General features: G+C 48.6%; 14 protein-coding genes. 11 read left to right on the forward strand and 3 right to left on the reverse strand.

Translation table 11 applies throughout. The features are described from left to right. Nucleotides 1–116 precede the first annotated feature (116 nt). A complete protein-coding gene (locus tag FJQ58_RS28295; RefSeq protein ID WP_140000160.1) occupies nucleotides 117–965 on the forward strand; it encodes an EcsC family protein in 849 nt (282 codons plus the stop codon). Beyond that, nucleotides 962–2,062, forward strand: a complete 1,101-nt coding sequence (locus FJQ58_RS28300) for a nitric oxide synthase oxygenase (protein ID WP_139998592.1) — start codon at nucleotides 962–964, stop codon at nucleotides 2,060–2,062. The genes FJQ58_RS28295 and FJQ58_RS28300 overlap by 4 nt, the downstream gene beginning before the upstream one ends. Here FJQ58_RS28300 and FJQ58_RS28305 read toward each other — a convergent pair. Beyond that, a complete protein-coding gene (locus FJQ58_RS28305) occupies nucleotides 2,059–3,555 on the reverse strand; it encodes a phytoene desaturase family protein (RefSeq protein WP_139998594.1) in 1,497 nt (498 codons plus the stop codon). The genes FJQ58_RS28300 and FJQ58_RS28305 overlap by 4 nt on opposite strands. Nucleotides 3,556–3,764: 209 nt before the next feature. On the opposite strand from FJQ58_RS28305, the gene FJQ58_RS28310 reads away from it, so the two are divergent. From FJQ58_RS28310 to cysI, 8 genes are all read left to right on the forward strand, one after another. Then, entirely contained in the window at nucleotides 3,765–4,901 is a 1,137-nt protein-coding gene (locus FJQ58_RS28310) for a glycosyltransferase family 2 protein (protein WP_139998596.1), read from the forward strand. Next, nucleotides 4,891–5,415, forward strand: a complete 525-nt coding sequence (locus FJQ58_RS28315; RefSeq protein WP_139998598.1) for a glycosyl-4,4'-diaponeurosporenoate acyltransferase CrtO family protein — start codon at nucleotides 4,891–4,893, stop codon at nucleotides 5,413–5,415. Before FJQ58_RS28310 ends, FJQ58_RS28315 begins: the two co-directional genes overlap by 11 nt. A gap of 5 nt (nucleotides 5,416–5,420) precedes the next feature. Then, nucleotides 5,421–6,569: a DUF3900 domain-containing protein gene (locus FJQ58_RS28320; RefSeq protein WP_139998600.1), complete on the forward strand. Its 1,149-nt coding sequence runs from the start codon at nucleotides 5,421–5,423 to the stop codon at nucleotides 6,567–6,569. A 47-nt stretch (nucleotides 6,570–6,616) separates the two neighbouring features. Then, complete coding sequence (locus FJQ58_RS28325; RefSeq protein ID WP_139998602.1) at nucleotides 6,617–6,976, forward strand: Lin0512 family protein; 360 nt, start codon at nucleotides 6,617–6,619, stop codon at nucleotides 6,974–6,976. 31 nt (nucleotides 6,977–7,007) lie between these two features. Beyond that, nucleotides 7,008–8,321, forward strand: coding sequence for a hemolysin family protein (locus FJQ58_RS28330; protein WP_139998604.1), 1,314 nt, complete (start codon nucleotides 7,008–7,010; stop codon nucleotides 8,319–8,321). Between the two features lie 49 nt (nucleotides 8,322–8,370). Next, the gene (gene bacA, locus FJQ58_RS28335; RefSeq protein WP_139998606.1) at nucleotides 8,371–9,159 is read left to right on the forward strand and encodes an undecaprenyl-diphosphate phosphatase; all 789 of its coding nucleotides are present in this window, start codon (nucleotides 8,371–8,373) and stop codon (nucleotides 9,157–9,159) included. 330 nt (nucleotides 9,160–9,489) lie between these two features. Then, on the forward strand, nucleotides 9,490–11,358 hold the full coding sequence (locus tag FJQ58_RS28340; RefSeq protein WP_140000162.1) for an assimilatory sulfite reductase (NADPH) flavoprotein subunit: 1,869 nt from the start codon (nucleotides 9,490–9,492) through the stop codon (nucleotides 11,356–11,358). Between the two features lie 54 nt (nucleotides 11,359–11,412). After that, a complete protein-coding gene (cysI, locus tag FJQ58_RS28345) occupies nucleotides 11,413–13,137 on the forward strand; it encodes an assimilatory sulfite reductase (NADPH) hemoprotein subunit (RefSeq protein ID WP_139998608.1) in 1,725 nt (574 codons plus the stop codon). Between the two features lie 222 nt (nucleotides 13,138–13,359). Here cysI and FJQ58_RS28350 read toward each other — a convergent pair whose 3' ends face one another. Both FJQ58_RS28350 and FJQ58_RS28355 read right to left on the reverse strand, forming a co-directional pair. After that, nucleotides 13,360–13,647 carry a DUF3817 domain-containing protein gene (locus FJQ58_RS28350; RefSeq protein WP_139998610.1) on the reverse strand — a complete coding sequence of 96 codons (288 nt, stop codon included), beginning with the start codon at nucleotides 13,645–13,647 and terminating at the stop codon, nucleotides 13,360–13,362. A 25-nt stretch (nucleotides 13,648–13,672) separates the two neighbouring features. Further along, nucleotides 13,673–14,287: a TetR/AcrR family transcriptional regulator gene (locus FJQ58_RS28355; protein WP_162341811.1), complete on the reverse strand. Its 615-nt coding sequence runs from the start codon at nucleotides 14,285–14,287 to the stop codon at nucleotides 13,673–13,675. Nucleotides 14,288–14,420: 133 nt separating this feature from the next. On the opposite strand from FJQ58_RS28355, the gene FJQ58_RS28360 reads away from it, so the two are divergent. After that, nucleotides 14,421–16,643 carry an MMPL family transporter gene (locus FJQ58_RS28360; RefSeq protein ID WP_139998614.1) on the forward strand — a complete coding sequence of 741 codons (2,223 nt, stop codon included), beginning with the start codon at nucleotides 14,421–14,423 and terminating at the stop codon, nucleotides 16,641–16,643. The last annotated feature ends 124 nt before the right edge of the window (nucleotides 16,644–16,767 follow it).

The following is a 16,767-nucleotide window of genomic DNA, read 5'->3' on the forward strand; positions in this document are numbered from 1 at the left end:
GCCTCTCCTATTTCTTTTTTGTTTACGAACCGTTCATTTGGAACAATAATGTGAACAACGAATCCATTTGTCGTTTGTGAGCGTATTACAAGCGAATAAGGAGCGTGTATAAGAAAATGGGGACGGGCATCGATACGCAAGAGCAATTGCAAGCAGCTTTACTGGAAATCGAAGTATGGGAAAAAGAACAGAAGGATTTATGGTTTTGGGAGAAGCTCGGCCGATTGCCCTTCATGTTATTGGATAAGGTAACGCCAAAGTTCATCCAAGAGAAGATTGGCCAGGCCGTAGACGAAATCGGCAGCTATATTCAAACCGGCGGCAAATATCTCATTTCCGAACGCTCGGTAATCGAACGGGTGAACCGAAATTCAGATGTAGAGCAGAGCCTAAACATAGACAAGAATGAACCCATTACGATTGGCGATCTGGCAGCTATGCCGTTAGCGGTCATGAACAAAAGCGCAGCGCAGCTGTCATCAAGCCGCTCGGCAATGGCTACACTTCAGGGCGCAACCACCGGAATTGGCGGTATCTTTACGTTAGCCGTTGACATTCCGGCCGTACTTGGGCTTTCACTCAAAATTATTCAGGAAATCGCAGTCTGTTATGGCTTCGATCCTAAGGTCAAAGAAGAACGCGTATTTGCTGTCAAGGTGATGCAATTCGCTTCTTCAGATATCGTTGGGAAAAAAGCGATTATTGAGGAACTTGGCGCCTATGACCCTGCCAGCCGCAGCAATCAAATGCTCTCGCAATTGCAAGGATGGCGCGAGGTTGTGACCGTGTACCGCGATAATTTCGGATGGAAAAAGCTGTTTCAAATGATACCGGTCGCAGGCATGTTGTTTGGCGCATTTATTAATCGCGGCATGCTGAATGATGTAGCAGAGGCAGCCACGATGCTTTACAGGAAGCGCAGAGTGCTCATAAAGCTGGCGGAGAACGAGGAGAAATCAGGATGATAACGACAGAAAACAAGACCATGGAGGAGCAAGCTGCCTCCTTTCTAGGCGAAGCCTATTTTGAGCTGGGGAGGAGCGAGGAGGAGGCTAAGTTTCGCATAAACGAAGCGCTGCTAGAAATCGAGCGGACAGGCAGCTATACCCATACCTATGAGGAGCTCAAGCACGGAGCGAGAATGGCATGGCGGAATAACAACCGCTGTATCGGACGACTGTTTTGGCAAACGCTAGAGGTGTTTGATGCCCGTGATGTCAAGGATGAGATTGATGCAGCAAGCCGAATCTTCAAGCATATGGGTTATGCGACGAATCACGGGCGCGTCCGGCCGGCAATTACGGTATTTCCGGCAAGCCATGCGTCTAATCGCTTAAGAATTTGGAACCATCAGCTTGTTCGTTACGCCGGTTATGCCATGGACGAAGGGATCGTAGGCGACTCCGCATCGCTTGCATTCACGGCTGCTTGCGAGAAGCTTGGCTGGAAGAGCGCAGGAACTCGCTTTGATGTGCTGCCTCTGGTTGTGCAAATGGAAGGTAGTGCCCCGAAGTGGTTTCCTTTGCCGGAGGAAACGGTTCTGGAGGTACGCTTAACTCACCCCGCGCACGAAAATTTCGGAGAGCTCCAATTACAATGGTATGCCGTTCCGTTTATCGCGGATATGGAGCTTGAAATCGGCGGGATTCGATATGCCGCAGCACCATTCAATGGCTGGTATATGGGGACAGAGATAGGGGCGCGAAATTTATCTGACAGCGATAGGTATAACCAGCTGCCAGCGGTAGCCAAGCTGTTCCAATTCGATACGTCAACAAATACCTCCTTGTGGAAGGATCGCGCGCTGACCGAATTAAATATAGCCGTGCTTCATTCGTTCAAGAAGCACGGCGTTAGCATTGTCGATCATCATACGGCTGCAGAGCAATTTCTTCGTTTCGAGAGGCAAGAGCAGGAGCAAGGCAGGGAGGTGACGGGCCGCTGGTCATGGCTCATTCCGCCAATGTCTCCCGCAACCACTGGTATTTGGCATCGCAGCTACAATGATATCGAGCGCACGCCTGCTTACCGTTATCAGCCTGTTCCGTATGAAACGAATTAAATGACATCTTGTTTCAGCAAATCCTCGCGTATGAGGTCGGCCGTCAATTGTCCGCTTAACGTGACCATTGGCACGCCGCCTCCCGGATGGGTGGAGCCGCCAACAAAATATAAATTGCCTAGCATGGCGCTTCTAGATGCGATTTTGAAGCCTCCGTTCAGCTTGCGATCCGTAACAACGCCATAAATGGAGCCTCCGTTGGAGCCGTAAAGCGATTGAAGGTCATTCGGAAGAAATTGGTATTCCCATTCAATATGCTTTCTCAGATCCTGTGCACCCATCCGCTCAAGCTTATCCAGCACGAGCTCGCGGTAAGCTTCTTGATAGGTCGCCCAATTTTCTCCCTCCCGCAGCGGTGGAACATGCGTTAAGACGAACCAATTCTCTTTGCCGGCAGGCGCTTGCGATGGATCGTTTTTGGATGAGATACCGACATAAACGGTCGGGTCAGCCGATGGTCTCTTGTTCACAAACATATCGCGAAACTCTTGCTCTGGCCGCTTGGAGAATAGGAAATTATGGTGCTTAAAGTTGTCATAGGACCGATTGACGCCAAGCAGCATGACATGACCTGATACGGAAGGTTCGTATTTGGCCAGCTTCTTTATGGTCGATGCGCTTTGAGGCTGGGACCCGAGAATGCTTTTGTGAGCAGGCACCGCTTCCAGATTGCACACAACCAGGTCGCAGGCTATCGTCTCGTTTTCCAAGCGGACACCCGTGGCCCGGCCGTTCTCCGCAATAATCTCAAGCACCTCGCTATTTGTCCTTACCTCCACGCCGAGCTCAACCAGTAACCGAAGCATGCCTCTGGCAATGTTGTACATACCGCCTTCGACATAGTAAATGCCAAGCCCCATTTGAACGTAAATGAGTTGAGACAAGGCTGCCGGTGCTGCGTAAGGCGATGAGCCAATATACATAATCATAAAGTTAAAGAGCTGCTTCAAATGCGGGTGGCGCAAATAATGCTCCGTTTTTTGAGCCATTGATTTTAATGGATCCATCGCCAGAAGCTCTTTCAAGGAATGCTGCTGGCGCATATCCGATATGCCCGTAATCGAGCGGCTGTAGAAGCTTTTTAAGCTAAGCTCATATTGCTGGCGGCAATAGTCCACATAACGGATAAAGCGATCCCGGTCATCCGGAGATAGCGAACCAATCTGCGCAAGCATATTCGGCAGGTCGCCAAGTACGTCCAGCTCGGTCCCATCCTCATATTTAGCCCGCCACTGCGGCTCGACCCTCTTTAAAGTCATGTAGTCTTCCAACTTTTTGCCGGCAGAAGCGAACAGCTGCTCCAGAACCCAAGGCATAGTCAATATGGATGGGCCGGTATCGAATCGGTATCCCGCGCCTTCGCGAATATTCAGCTTGCCGCCGGCTCTTTCGTTTTTTTCCAGCACGAGCACGTCATGACCGTCAGCACGCAGCCGAATGGCAGCTGATAGCCCAGCCAACCCGCCTCCAATTACAATAACTTTTTTATTCATCCTATATTCCTCCTGATTTGAAATAGCTAAAATGGTTGATAATAGATTCATACCCCCATTTAATTCCTATTAATCCCAGTGTGTACGCTTTCGCGTCAGGAAATACGGTACATCTGAAAACTTTTAATCCGTTCAATATAAATTATAATGATTTACGGTTTCATAGAGTTTGCTCGTTAGCTTTTAACCTTAAAAGGAGATATTGCCCTATGATTCTTTATTTTTGGGATGCCGCCTGCATAGCGGTCGGTTTTTTGCTTTTTCAACCAGCTTGGCTGGCAAATCGGAAAAGTAGTCAACCGGAGAGTGCCGTAAGTGGAGCGATGTCGGATGAATATCAAAGCGCCAAGCAAGAGGGAATGGTTTCGGTTATCATTCCTGCGCGCAATGAAGCACATAATTTGCATATTCTGCTGCCCTTGCTTATGGAGCAGACTCGCCTTCCTTATGAGATCATCGTGGTAGATGACGGCTCTGAGGATGCTACTGCTGAGACAGCCGCCGCTTATGGCGTTGTGGTACACAAGGCACAGCCTTTGCCGCAGGGCTGGATCGGAAAATCATGGGCTTGCTGGCAGGGGGCTAACGTATCCAAAGGGGCATGGCTGGTATTTATCGATGCGGATACCCGTCCTATGCCGCAATTCCTTGAGCAGATGCATAAGCAGCTTCAGCAAACGGATGGACTGATTACGGTTCAGCCTGGGCATGACGTGCCATCTTTCCGTGAGCAATGCTCCGCGTTCTTTAATCTCGTCATTACGGCGGGCTCCGGAACGAGAAGCGTCTTCCCGATGCGTACCGATGGCTTTGGTCCTTGCGCGGCTTGCAGCAGGGAGCAGTATTTTGAGATGGGTGGCCATGAGAAAGTACGATCGGAAATTTTGGAGCATGTCCATTTGGGCAAGCAATTCAAGTCTGCTGGCGCATCATCGCGCTTGCTTCTTGGCAAAGGGCTGCTGCAGTTTCGAATGTATCCGATAGGCTGGAGGCTGCTTGTGCAAGGCTGGTCCAAGAGCATTGGACTTGGCGCAGGCTCAACACCTTTTGCGATGCTGCTTCTTGTGATCTTATGGTTTTCCGGGCTTGCTTCTGCCGCAATTCGTTTGTTCTCCATGCCTGCTTTGCCGGATGCAGCAGACTGGTTAGCCTCGCTTGTCCTTTATACGTTCGCAGTATGGACGGTCGCAAGGGGGCTTGAGCTAAGCGGAACGTTCAAATGGTATACGAAGCTTTTTTATCCAGCCTATATGCTATTTTTTGCAGCCGTGTTTCTTTACTCTTTCATTCTTTCGTTTGTTAATCGAAAAGTTTCGTGGAAAGGGAGGCAGATCGATGTTCCTTAAGCTGCCGGCCTATTTCGTCTGGATTATGAATATCGGAGGGTTGTCACTGCTGCCTCTGTTGATCAGTTTCGTGTTCATTCAATTGCCTGACCGTTGGTTTCATCAGGATCAGGGGCTGCTTAGGCTTCTTCCGATGGAGCGAAACGGGAAAATATATAGTCGTATTTTAAGGATAAACCGCTGGAAGGGCTGGCTCCCCGACGGAGGAGCATGGATGAAGGGTGGATTTGCCAAAAAAAAGCTTCAGACAAACACGCTTTCCTATTTGCAGCAATTCACCAAGGAAACGAGACGCGGCGAATGGGCCCATTGGTGCATGCTGCTAATGACCCCCCTGTTCATACTTTGGAATGAGGGCTGGGGCATAATAGCTGTGTTTGCCTATGCTTTTTTTGCCAATTTGCCCTGTATCCTTGTACAACGGCACAACCGCGCGAGGTTCTCTCGCCTGATGTCGCGAAGGGACGAGATATGCTATTCTAAAGAGATGAAATTAGTCAGCTTGGAGGAATAGTAAACGTGGATTTTAACCTGCAATATTTATCTTTTTTCGTCATCCATACCGATGGAGAGGAGAGTGCCGCCTCCTCAGGCAAGCGTTACAAGCATTATCAAACGCTGGAGGAGGATACTTACGAGGATAGCGAGATACAACGGTTTCTCGATGATGAGTTCAAGCGGATCGTGAAGAGGAAGGTGGAGCGCAATCCGAACTCCGCCGGAGCCCCGACGAAAATCGGCCGCTTCATGGTCGAGCCCGGCTATGAGCTGGGCAGCAACCAAAACTATAATTTGTTCCAGCGCCTGCGCGACGCGGATTCGAAGGAGAGGTTCATAGGCATTGCAGATGAGCTTGTCCGGATATACATGGATACAAGCGCGGTTAGGGGCGGGGCATTTATTATTGCTCTATCCAAGCTGAATACGTATTTTGACGAGCCGTTTTTGTTTCTTCTCAAGTGCGACTTTGAACCTAAGATCGCTAGAATTTCCGATGAGAAGAGCCTGATTTCCCAAGTAGAGATGGCGATAAGCGCCCGCAGCATTAAGTCGATCCAGTACCCGCATATGCCTGAGGAAGGAATGCTGGAGCATTGGGAGCTGAAAATTCACCAGGCCTCGCATGCTCGTTATTTCGAGGATTTCTTGAAATATGTCTCCTACGAGAAGCCATTGCCGGAAGTAATGGGCGAGCAGGTGGTTGAGATGGTCCATCAATTTATTGCCGACAAATGGCAGGAGGACGAGAGCAGCGAGCGCCGCGAGGAGGAGAATGCGGTCGAGGTCTGGGCTGCGAGCGAGAAGCGGGAATTACAGGAATGGTGGACACCTGAGCAGGTTGAGGTGGCAGCGGCAGCGCTCGTCGAGCAGAAGCCGGATTTGCAGTTCTCTTTTAAACTAGATGATGTAACCGTTAAGGGGCTGCTTGCCGACTTTGGAGCCGCGATTCATTTTGCCAAGCATAACGGCCGTTATGTGGTTGTCATTGAAGGCGATGCGTTTCAATTCGAGAAGGGCATGTCTCCGGTAGAGCTAGTGCAGCCGCTGGATTTGGTCGATGTGATGCCGCGAATCGGCAGCCGTAAACCGGCAGAAGACGCTGATTCTGGCTATAGCTACACGCCGGCTGGCGAGAGTCCATCAAATAACGATGATGTGCCATGGTAAACTTGCGAGCATGTATCAAATGCTGGAATAAGGGAGAGGATAATTAAGTGGACAACTTATTTTTTATAGAAATAGGCATGGGGTGCGATCTTCACGGTCAAAATATTACGAAGGCATCGGTGCGTGCGGTACAAAACGCCATTCACCACAACTCGATGCCGGGACTGCGGTCGCTGCTTCCGGGTGGGTCGCTGGATCAGATGAAAGTGCGGGTAAGGCTTGCGCTTCCTTGTGACCATGAACTGCTTGATGTGGAGCAGGTCAAAGCAGTGCTGCCGTACGGTCAAGTGACCGTAGAGCTGCTCGACGGCGGGATGCTTACGACTAGCGGTGTGGTCTTGCCCGATAAAGACGACAAAAACGATTTGATCTATATCGTAAACGCGTCGGTTGAGGTAGGCTACTAATCGCATCTCCGTTGCCAAAAGGGAGAATACGATGGTTTTAAAGCTCGTTCTATTCGCACTATTGCTTGTATTTACGGCATTCTTCGTAGCAACGGAGTTTGCGATTATTCGCATGCGCTCAAGCCGGGTTAATCAGATGGTAGCAGAAGGAGCGAAGAACGCTAGAGCCGTTCTTCAAGTGACAAGCAAATTGGACGGATATTTATCCGCCTGTCAGCTTGGCATTACGATTACAGCGCTTGGTCTCGGCTGGCTGGGTGAACCAACTGTGGAGCAGATCTTGCATCCCATCTTTGACCGTCTTCATATCGAAGGCGAGCTGAGCTCGGTCTTGTCGTTCGTGATTTCGTTTCTAATCGTGACGTATTTGCATGTGGTTCTCGGCGAGCTAGCTCCGAAGACGCTGGCGATTATTAAATCGGAGGAAGTCAGCCAATGGACAGCGCCAATTATCGTCGTTTTTTATAAGGTGATGTATCCTTTCATTTGGCTGCTCAACGGCTCCGCTAACGGTTTGGTTCGATTTCTGGGATTAAAGCCTACAAGCGAGCATGAAGCGCATTCTGAAGAAGAAATCCGCATTATCTTGTCCGAGAGCTATGAGAGCGGCAAAATCAATAAAAGTGAATATGGCTATGTGAACCGGATATTTGATTTCGATGAACGGTTGGCGCGTGAGATTATGGTGCCGCGCACGGATATGGTTTGTTTATTCACGGACCTTACCCGTGACCAGAACCTTGAAATCATTAAGAAGGAGCAGTATACCCGATTTCCGGTTGCGAAGGGCAGCAAGGACAACATCATCGGCATCTTGAACACGAAGCAGTTTTTTCTGCGCTATGATACCGACCGCGATGTTGAGGTGGTCAAGCTGCTGCAGCCGGTCATGTCCGTTCCAGAGGTTATACCCATCAATAAGCTGCTCCGAAAAATGCAGCAGGAACGAGTGCATATTGCGATGTTGCTCGATGAATACGGAGGCACCGCGGGCTTGATTACGATCGAAGACATCATCGAAGAGATCGTAGGCGAAATACGCGATGAGTTTGACGCGGATGAGGTGAAGGAAATCGAAATCATTGAGCAGCAGCGATATTTGGTCAATGGAAAAGCCTCGATCAGTGACTGGAATGAAGCGGCGGGGACCCATTTGGACAGTGAAGACGTGGATTCGATTGGCGGATGGCTGTTCAACCAGAAGCCGGAGCTTCCCGTAGGAGAGCCATGGACGTATGATAATATGACCTTTATCATACGCGAGCGAGATGATAATCGCATTCGAAAAATCGAAATCCAAACGGATTTGAGCGAAAGTGAGATTAGCGCTTACGGACATGCATAGGCTTGTATAAGGAGCCGTATTTTAGTCTATTTATGAGGGGGCCTGGGCGTTGGGGGATTTAATTAATGCCATTATTATGGGGATTGTGGAAGGATTGACCGAGTTTTTGCCCGTCTCGTCAACCGGACACTTGATTTTAACGGCAGAGCTGCTGAAATTCACGGGAGACCGGGCCAAGACGTTTGAGGTGGTCATCCAATTTGGTGCTGTACTCGCTGTGCTGGTGCTCTATCGAAAGCGGTTTGCCAAGCTGCTTAACTTCAAGATAAGCAAAGGCTCAGGCTTGAATGCCCTTCATGTATTGCTGGCGATGATTCCTGCTGGTGTCTTCGCGGTTGTGCTGCATTCATTCATTAAGCAATACTTGTTTGGCCCGCAGACGGTCCTCATCGGGCTCGTAGCGGGCGGCATTCTGATGATTATCGCCGATCGGGTGAAGCGAAAGCCCGCAGCAGAAGAGCTTGATGATATTACATATAAGCAGGCCTTTGCGATCGGCTGCTTCCAGGTGCTTGCGCTTTGGCCGGGCTTCTCGCGTTCCGGCTCCACGATATCAGGCGGCATGCTTTTTGGAACGAGTCAGAAGGCAGCCGCAGAGTTTACATTTATCGTCTCGGTTCCCATCATGGCAGGAGCAAGCGGCATCGATCTACTCAAAAGCAGGGAGTTTCTGACCATGGCCGACCTGCCTCTGTTCCTGATTGGACTTATCGCTGCTTTCATTGTCGCGATGATTGCCGTTGTGACCTTTATCAATATGATGAAAAAAATTAAGCTATCTTGGTTTGCCTATTATCGCTTTGCGCTTGCAGCACTATTTTATTTTATCATTTTATAAAAAAATGCCATTAACCGCTCAATTGTAAGAGAAGCACCGAGAACCATTTTCATTTAGCTTTTTTCGCCAAAAATATCAAGTCATTCATCTATCATTTTTTTATATCTAAACGATCATTTTTTCTGATAAACCACCTTAAATCAGGGCAAATTGCCCTGATTTCTTTATTTTCACGAGCAATATCGCCAAATTGCATAAATATGGGATTTTGAAGGCTCGTGGACAGCGTTGAAGGATTTGTCTGATTATGTTAGGTTAAGTAATATTGTAATGGTTTTTTCAGAGGAAACGAAATGTTGATGATTTTATGTTTATGAGAGGTGGATATTGTTGCAACTTCAGGTAACGAACAGTCCGTTTAACCAAGAGCAGGCCGAGCTTCTAAATCGCCTCCTGCCTACATTGACCGAGTCTCAGCGCGTATGGCTTACCGGTTATTTATTTGCCAGCCAAGCGTCGGCTGGAGCGGCTACAGCCGTTTCGGAAATCCAAGCAATTGCAGCGGCTCCAGCTGCTGCAGAGACCGTAATTGCAATCAACCAACCTGCCGCATCCAAAGAAGTTACGATCTTGTTCGGTTCCCAAACCGGCAACTGCCAACGGCTCGCAACGGGGTTTGGACGCAAGCTGGAAGAGCAGGGCTTTCAAGTCACTCTAGCAGCCATGAACAAGTTCAAGACGAATGGCTTGAAGAAGGTTGAAAATTTACTGCTTATCGTCAGTACTCACGGCGAAGGCGAACCGCCAGATAACGCGCGGGCGTTCCACGAGTTTCTCTATAGCAAGCGAGCGCCACAGCTTGAGAACCTGCATTTCTCCGTTCTGGCGCTTGGAGATACGTCCTATGAGTTTTTCTGCCAGACGGGCAAAGACTTTGACAAGCGGCTGGAAGAGCTTGGCGGAAAGCGGCTATGCCCGCGTGTGGACTGCGACCTGGATTATGATGAGCCGGTGGCAAGCTGGTCTGCGCAAGTGCTTAACTCATTAGGCAATCGTGTCAATGCGGTATCAGGAGCGGCTCTTGCAGCAGCGGCTACAGATCTAGCGAACGATGTTGCTGCCGAGCCATCTGCCTATTCGCGCACAAATCCGTTTAGAGCGGAAGTTCTGGCCAATTTGAATCTGAACGGCCGCGGCTCAGATCGGGAAACCCGTCATTTGGAGCTGTCCTTGGAAGGTTCCAATTTACAATACGAACCAGGCGATAGCCTTGGCATATATCCGGAAAACCATCCTGCGCTCGTTGATGCGATTATTCAAGAGTTTGGCTGGAATCCGGAAGAAATCGTTCCCATTAACAAAAATGGCGAGCAAGGCTCGCTCAGAGAAGCGCTGCTTAAGCATTATGAAATTACGACTTTAACGAAACCATTGCTTACACAAGCCGCAGAACTGTCGCTGCATGCCGGATTGCGGGAACTTATCGCACCAGGCAAGGAGCAAGAGCTCAAAAATTATATCAACGGACGGGATCTGCTTGATTTGGTGCAGGATTTTGCCCCATGGCAGGCATCTCCAAGCAGCTTGGTTGCTATTCTAAGAAAGCTGCCAGCGCGTCTTTACTCCATTGCAAGCAGCTTTAAAGCGAATGAGGATGAAGTTCACCTGACCATTCGCGCTGTTCGTTACGAATCCCATGGCCGCGATCGATACGGCGTGTGTTCAATTCATTGCGCGGAACGCGTGCAACCAGGGGACAGCTTGCCGATTTACATTCAGCAAAATCCGAACTTCAAGCTGCCGGCTAATCCGGAGACACCGATCATTATGGTTGGCCCAGGCACTGGCGTAGCGCCATTCCGGGCATTTCTTGAGGAGCGTGAGGAGCTTGGCGCAGAGGGGAAATCATGGCTCTTCTATGGAGACCGTCATTTCGTAACAGACTTCCTCTATCAGACGGATTGGCAGAGAATGCTAAAAGACGGTGTGCTTACGAAGCTAGATGTTGCCTTCTCTCGCGATACAGAAGAAAAGGTATACGTTCAGCACCGTTTGCTGGAGAAAAGCCGGGAGCTGTTTGCATGGCTGCAAGAAGGAGCTTATGTATATATTTGCGGAGATGAGAAGCATATGGCTCATGATGTACATTCGGCTTTGCTTACCGTGATTGAACAAGAAGGCGGTTTGAGCGCCGAAGAAGCCGCAGCTTACCTTGAAAATCTACAGCAGGAACAGCGCTACCAGCGTGACGTTTATTAAATAGATAAATAATCAGCATGAGTGTGTTTATGATTGCGAGAGGAGACAGCAACAATGGCAAAAGAGCAATTGGTTAAGCCGATCGGCGGCCCGCCAAGCGAGGTTGAGCATATCAAGATCGAAAGCAATTATTTGCGCGGCGCGCTAGTTGAAACCATGAGAAATCCGATTACAGGCGGCCTGCCTGAGGATGACAATCGGTTGTTGAAATTTCACGGGAGTTATATGCAGGACGACCGGGATCTGCGGAATGAGCGTGAGAAGCAAAAGCTGGAGCCAGCATTTCAATTTATGATCCGGGTGGTCTTGCCTAGCGGCGTAGCCACCTCTGATCAATGGCTAGCGATGGATGGGCTGGCACACAAGTACGGCAACGGCACGCTGCGTTTGACGACTCGTCAAACCTTTCAAATGCACGGTATCCTTAAATGGAATTTGAAACCGACGCTGCAAAAAATCAACAGCGAGCTGATGACTACACTTGCAGCCTGCGGGGATGTTAACCGCAACGTAATGTGCAGTCCGAATCCGTTTCAATCCGATCTTCATGAAGAAGTGAGCTACTGGGCTCGTCAAGTGAATGACCACTTGGCGCCGCGGACTCGCGCTTATCATGAAATCTGGCTTGACGGAGAGAAAGTGATTGACGGTCAACAAGATGGGGCAGAGGTTGAACCTATCTACGGGCCGGTATATTTGCCACGTAAATTCAAAATCGGATTTGCGATCCCGCCTCATAATGATGTGGATGTATTCTCGCAGGATATCGGCTATATTGCTGTCGTAGAAGACGGGAAGCTGAAAGGCTTCAACATTTCTGTTGGCGGCGGCATGGGGATGACGCATGGAGATTCAACGACTTATCCGCAGCTTGGTAAAGTCATTGGCTTCTGTACGCCTGAGCGTATCGTGGCGCTTGCGGAGAAAACGGTCATGATTCAACGGGATTACGGAAACCGTTCCATTCGTAAAAATGCAAGATTCAAATATACGATTGACCGCCATGGTATCGAATGGTTCAAAACCGAGCTGGAAAACCGTCTTGGTTGGCAGCTTGAGGAAGTCCGTCCTTATCAATTCGATAACAATGGCGACCGTTACGGCTGGCTGAAGGGCAGTAACGGCAAATGGAATTTGACGCTTTACATCCAAAGCGGGCGCATTGAAGACAAAGACGGTTATAACCTAATGACCGGACTGCGCGAGATCGCTAAGGTTCATGCTGGCGATTTCCGGATTACGCCGAATCAAAACCTCATTATTGGCAATGTAAGCAGCCAGAAGAAACGTAAAATTTCCGAATTGGCGGAGCAGTATGGCTTAACGGATGGTACGCAGCATTCTGCCCTGCGCAGAAGCTCTTTATCTTGTGTATCTTTGCCGACTTGCGGACTTGCCATGGCGGAAGCTGAGCGTTACCTGCCGACTTTGATCGACAAGCTGGAGCCGATTATCAATGAAGCCGGTCTTCGCGACAAGGAGATCAACATCAGAATGACAGGTTGCCCGAATGGCTGCGCTAGACCAGCTCTCGGCGAAATCTCCTTTATCGGCAAATCGTTAGGCAAATACAATATGTACATGGGGGCTGGCTTTGCTGGCGAGAGGCTGAATAAGCTCTACCGTGAAAATATTGACGAGACCGAAATTCTCGACACCTTGAAGCCGATTATCCATCAGTACGCGAAGGAGCGTCAATCCGGCGAGCATTTCGGAGATTACGTTATCCGAGCAGGCTTTGTCAAAGCGGTTCATGATGGGCAGGAATTCCATAATTAATTTGCTTTTCTTAGCATAAGCCAAGGTAAAACTGTTGTTTCCATCCTTTGGCGATGCGGGACCTTTCGTTCCAAGAAATATAGGAAAGTATAGCCTAAGGCTATGCTTTCTTATATATGAAGCCAGCCCAGGGCAAATGCCCTGGGCTGGCTTCATATATAAGAAACAGGCGATCCGATAGCCGGAATCGCCTGTTTAATTCTTGGTTTATTGTCTGAATAATTAACCGCGAAGAAGCTTCTTGTCGAGCACGAAGGTGCCAAATGGCAGAAAAGCAGCGATAAAAGCGGCTGCGACCTTGAGTATCGACCAGCGGTGAGCTATCCAAACATGAAGAACGGCAAGCATATAAAGGACAAATAAGAGCCCATGCAAACCTCCAACTACAGTGACAGCGTGCGGGAAATCTGCCCAATACTTGAGCGGCATCGCAATGAGCAGCAGCACAAGAAAGGAAATCCCTTCATAGAAGCCGATGAAACGCAACCGGCCTAAAGCAGTCTTTAACATCAAATAACCTCCAATTTAATATGAGCTAGCGCGGTTCCAAACCTGTCCACAATAGTTCTACGATTTCGGCAGCAGCTTGTTCCACTGTTTTTTCATGATTTATAATTTCTTTACGGTTTTTTATGGTCAGCATAGCCGTGAAGATGTGAGCAAGCAGCATGGCATCGTTACCGACAATCTCTCCTTCATCGATAGCTTGCTGAAACACGCGGGCTATCAATTCGTGCAGCGCATGCTCGCTAGCCCGAATGCTTTCGGCTTGTTCCTCGGTCAAGCCGCTGGACGCCTCCCGCATCATCGTTTCAAACTCGACATGGGCATTGTTCATATGACGAATGGCAACTTCAAGCATTCGCTCCCTAAGGGGACCTGGGCTATGAACAAGCTTGGCCGTTTGATCATAGGCCATCTTCAATACAAACTGGAGACATTCCGTAAAGAGAATAGCCTTGTTGTTAAAATAGTAATATACGCTTGCTTTGGTGATCCCGCAGGCTTTTGCTACACCTTCCAAAGATACCTTTTCAAAACCATGCTCCATAAATAAATACGCAGCGGTTCGCAATATTTGATGCATCGTCTGAATTGAACCTGTGCCTTTGGGACGGCCTGGTTTGCGTTTAACTGGCTCCTCGCTCATTGCCATGCCCTCCATTCATCATATTGTCAAAATTAATGATTGATTAATTAACCTTCGGGTATATATAATTAATTAGCAGCATGATTATATTTTAAACGATATGAGCGATAATGTGAAATGGAGGATTTGTCAAATGATCGAAAAACTAGCTGGGATTATTGCAGGGCCGCGTACCAGATGGGTCACGTTAGCCGCCTGGATCATCATAGCTGCACTTCTGAGCGTATTTCTTCCCGCAGTTGGCGAAAAGGAACAGAGCAATGCACCAAATCTAGAGGCGGATAGCCCCTCGGTTGTGGCGGATCAGCTCATTAAGGAAAAATTCCCTAGCTCATCGGGTATTCCCGCGCTCGTAGTCTGGCACCGTGAAAGTGGGTTAACAGAGGAAGATTATGTACTTATTCAGAAAACGACTCAAACCATCGTTGAAGCTCCTTTGAAAGAGCAAGGAGATGTTGTACCTTTGCATCAAATGCCGCTGCCTGCTTTAAAGGACTTTGCATCTGATGATGGAACAACGCTTGTACAACCAATCTCTTTCGGCGAACAGACAGAAACTGAAGTTTTAAAAGAAAACATGGACGCCATACAAGTGGTTATCGAACAAGCTTCGGGTAAAAAGCCTTTTGACGTTGCTACGAACGATGCTGCTGAACTTAGCGTGCGAATCAGCGGACCCGCAGGCATTTCCGTAGACGCGACCAGCTTATTCAAGGGTGCTGACGTTTCTCTGCTCATCGCAACCGTATTAATCGTGCTTGTATTGTTACTGCTGATTTATCGGTCGCCAATCCTCGCGATTATACCGCTTGTCGGAGTTGGCTTTGCTTATGCCGTAACCAGTCCGCTTCTAGGCTGGATGGCTGGAGAAGGCTGGATTACCGTTGATGCACAAGCCATATCAATCATGACCGTGCTCTTGTTTGGTGCCGGAACGGATTATTGTCTGTTCTTCATCTCACATTTCCGTCAGGAGCTTACGCGTGAGAGCGACAAAATGAAAGCTTTAAGACGCTCGTTCAAGGATGCTTCCGGCGCTATCGCGATGAGTGGTTTCACGGTTGTATTATCCTTGCTTGCGTTGTTGGCTGCCAAGTACGGTGCCTATGATCGCTTTGCAGTACCATTCAGCTTATCGATACTGATTATGGGCATAGCGAGTCTCACACTTGTTCCTGCACTGCTTGCGATCATAGGGAGAGCTTCCTTTTTCCCTTTCATTCCGCGTACGGAATTTATGGAACAGTCCCGTGCAGCGAGGAAAGGCAAACCTTATCTCAAGCCTAACCCGCAGAAGAAGCTGGGCTCTAAAATCGGAAGTATCGTTATTGCTAAGCCGTGGACAGTCGTTATTTCATCTGTGCTTGTGCTAGGTATTCTTGCAAGTTTCTCTAGCCAAATTAAGTACACATACGATTTGTTGTCTTCATTTCCTGAAGATATGCCATCCCGTGAAGGGTTTGAAGTCATCTCGAGAACGTTCACGCCTGGCGATCTCGCACCGATAACGGTTGTCGTTCAGACAGAAGGTGCTGCACAGGATCTGGATACGTCTCTTGCCGGCGTTCCGCTGGTCGATCATGTACAAGAGCCAAAGCAAAGCACGGACGATCCAAATTTAATGTCCTATAGCGTAATTTTGAATATTAATCCCTATTCGCAAGAAGCCATGGATACGATTCCGAAACTTCATGCAGCAGCCGAAGCTTCATTAACGGGCGCAGGGTTGACCGATGTGGAGCAAAAGGTATGGGTCGGAGGCCAAACAGCGACGCAATATGACTCCAAAGTGCTGACGGACCGCGATAACCGTGTCATTATTCCTTTGGTTATTGGGCTTATTATGGTGCTGCTGCTAGCCTACCTAAGGTCTGTAACTGCTATGCTATATCTGATAGGTACCGTATTGCTGTCCTATGCTGCTGCTCTCGGGCTCGGATGGATCATTTTGCATGAATTTATGGGAGTAGAGGCGATCCAAGGCGCCATACCGCTTTACTCCTTTGTATTCTTGATTGCTCTCGGCGAGGATTACAATATTTTCATGATCTCGAGCATATGGAATAAGCGCAAAACAATGCCTTTAAAGCAAGCTATAAAAGAGGGCGTAAGCGAGACCGGCGGTGTCATTACATCAGCAGGGCTAATATTAGCTGCAACTTTTGCAGTATTAGCGTCGCTTCCGATTCAAGTGCTTGTCCAATTTGGGCTTATTACCGCAATAGGTGTCTTAATGGATACCTTTATCGTTCGTCCATTCCTTGTGCCAGCGATTACGACTTTGCTTGGCAAACATGCATTTTGGCCATCCAAAGTCGAGCTTGTCAAGGATTCCAAACAAAATGTAAAAGCATAATTCAATAAAGGCTGGATTTAAAGCGGCGGTTGCTGCATTAAATTCAGCCTTTTTTCTGTATAGCTTCCTCTTGCTGAGGTAGAAGAGGCCAATTCTTCTTGAAATGTAGCACCGTATAGGAGTT

The organism is Paenibacillus paridis (genome assembly GCF_006345825.1).
In the GTDB taxonomy this organism is placed as follows: domain Bacteria; phylum Bacillota; class Bacilli; order Paenibacillales; family Paenibacillaceae; genus Pristimantibacillus; species Pristimantibacillus paridis.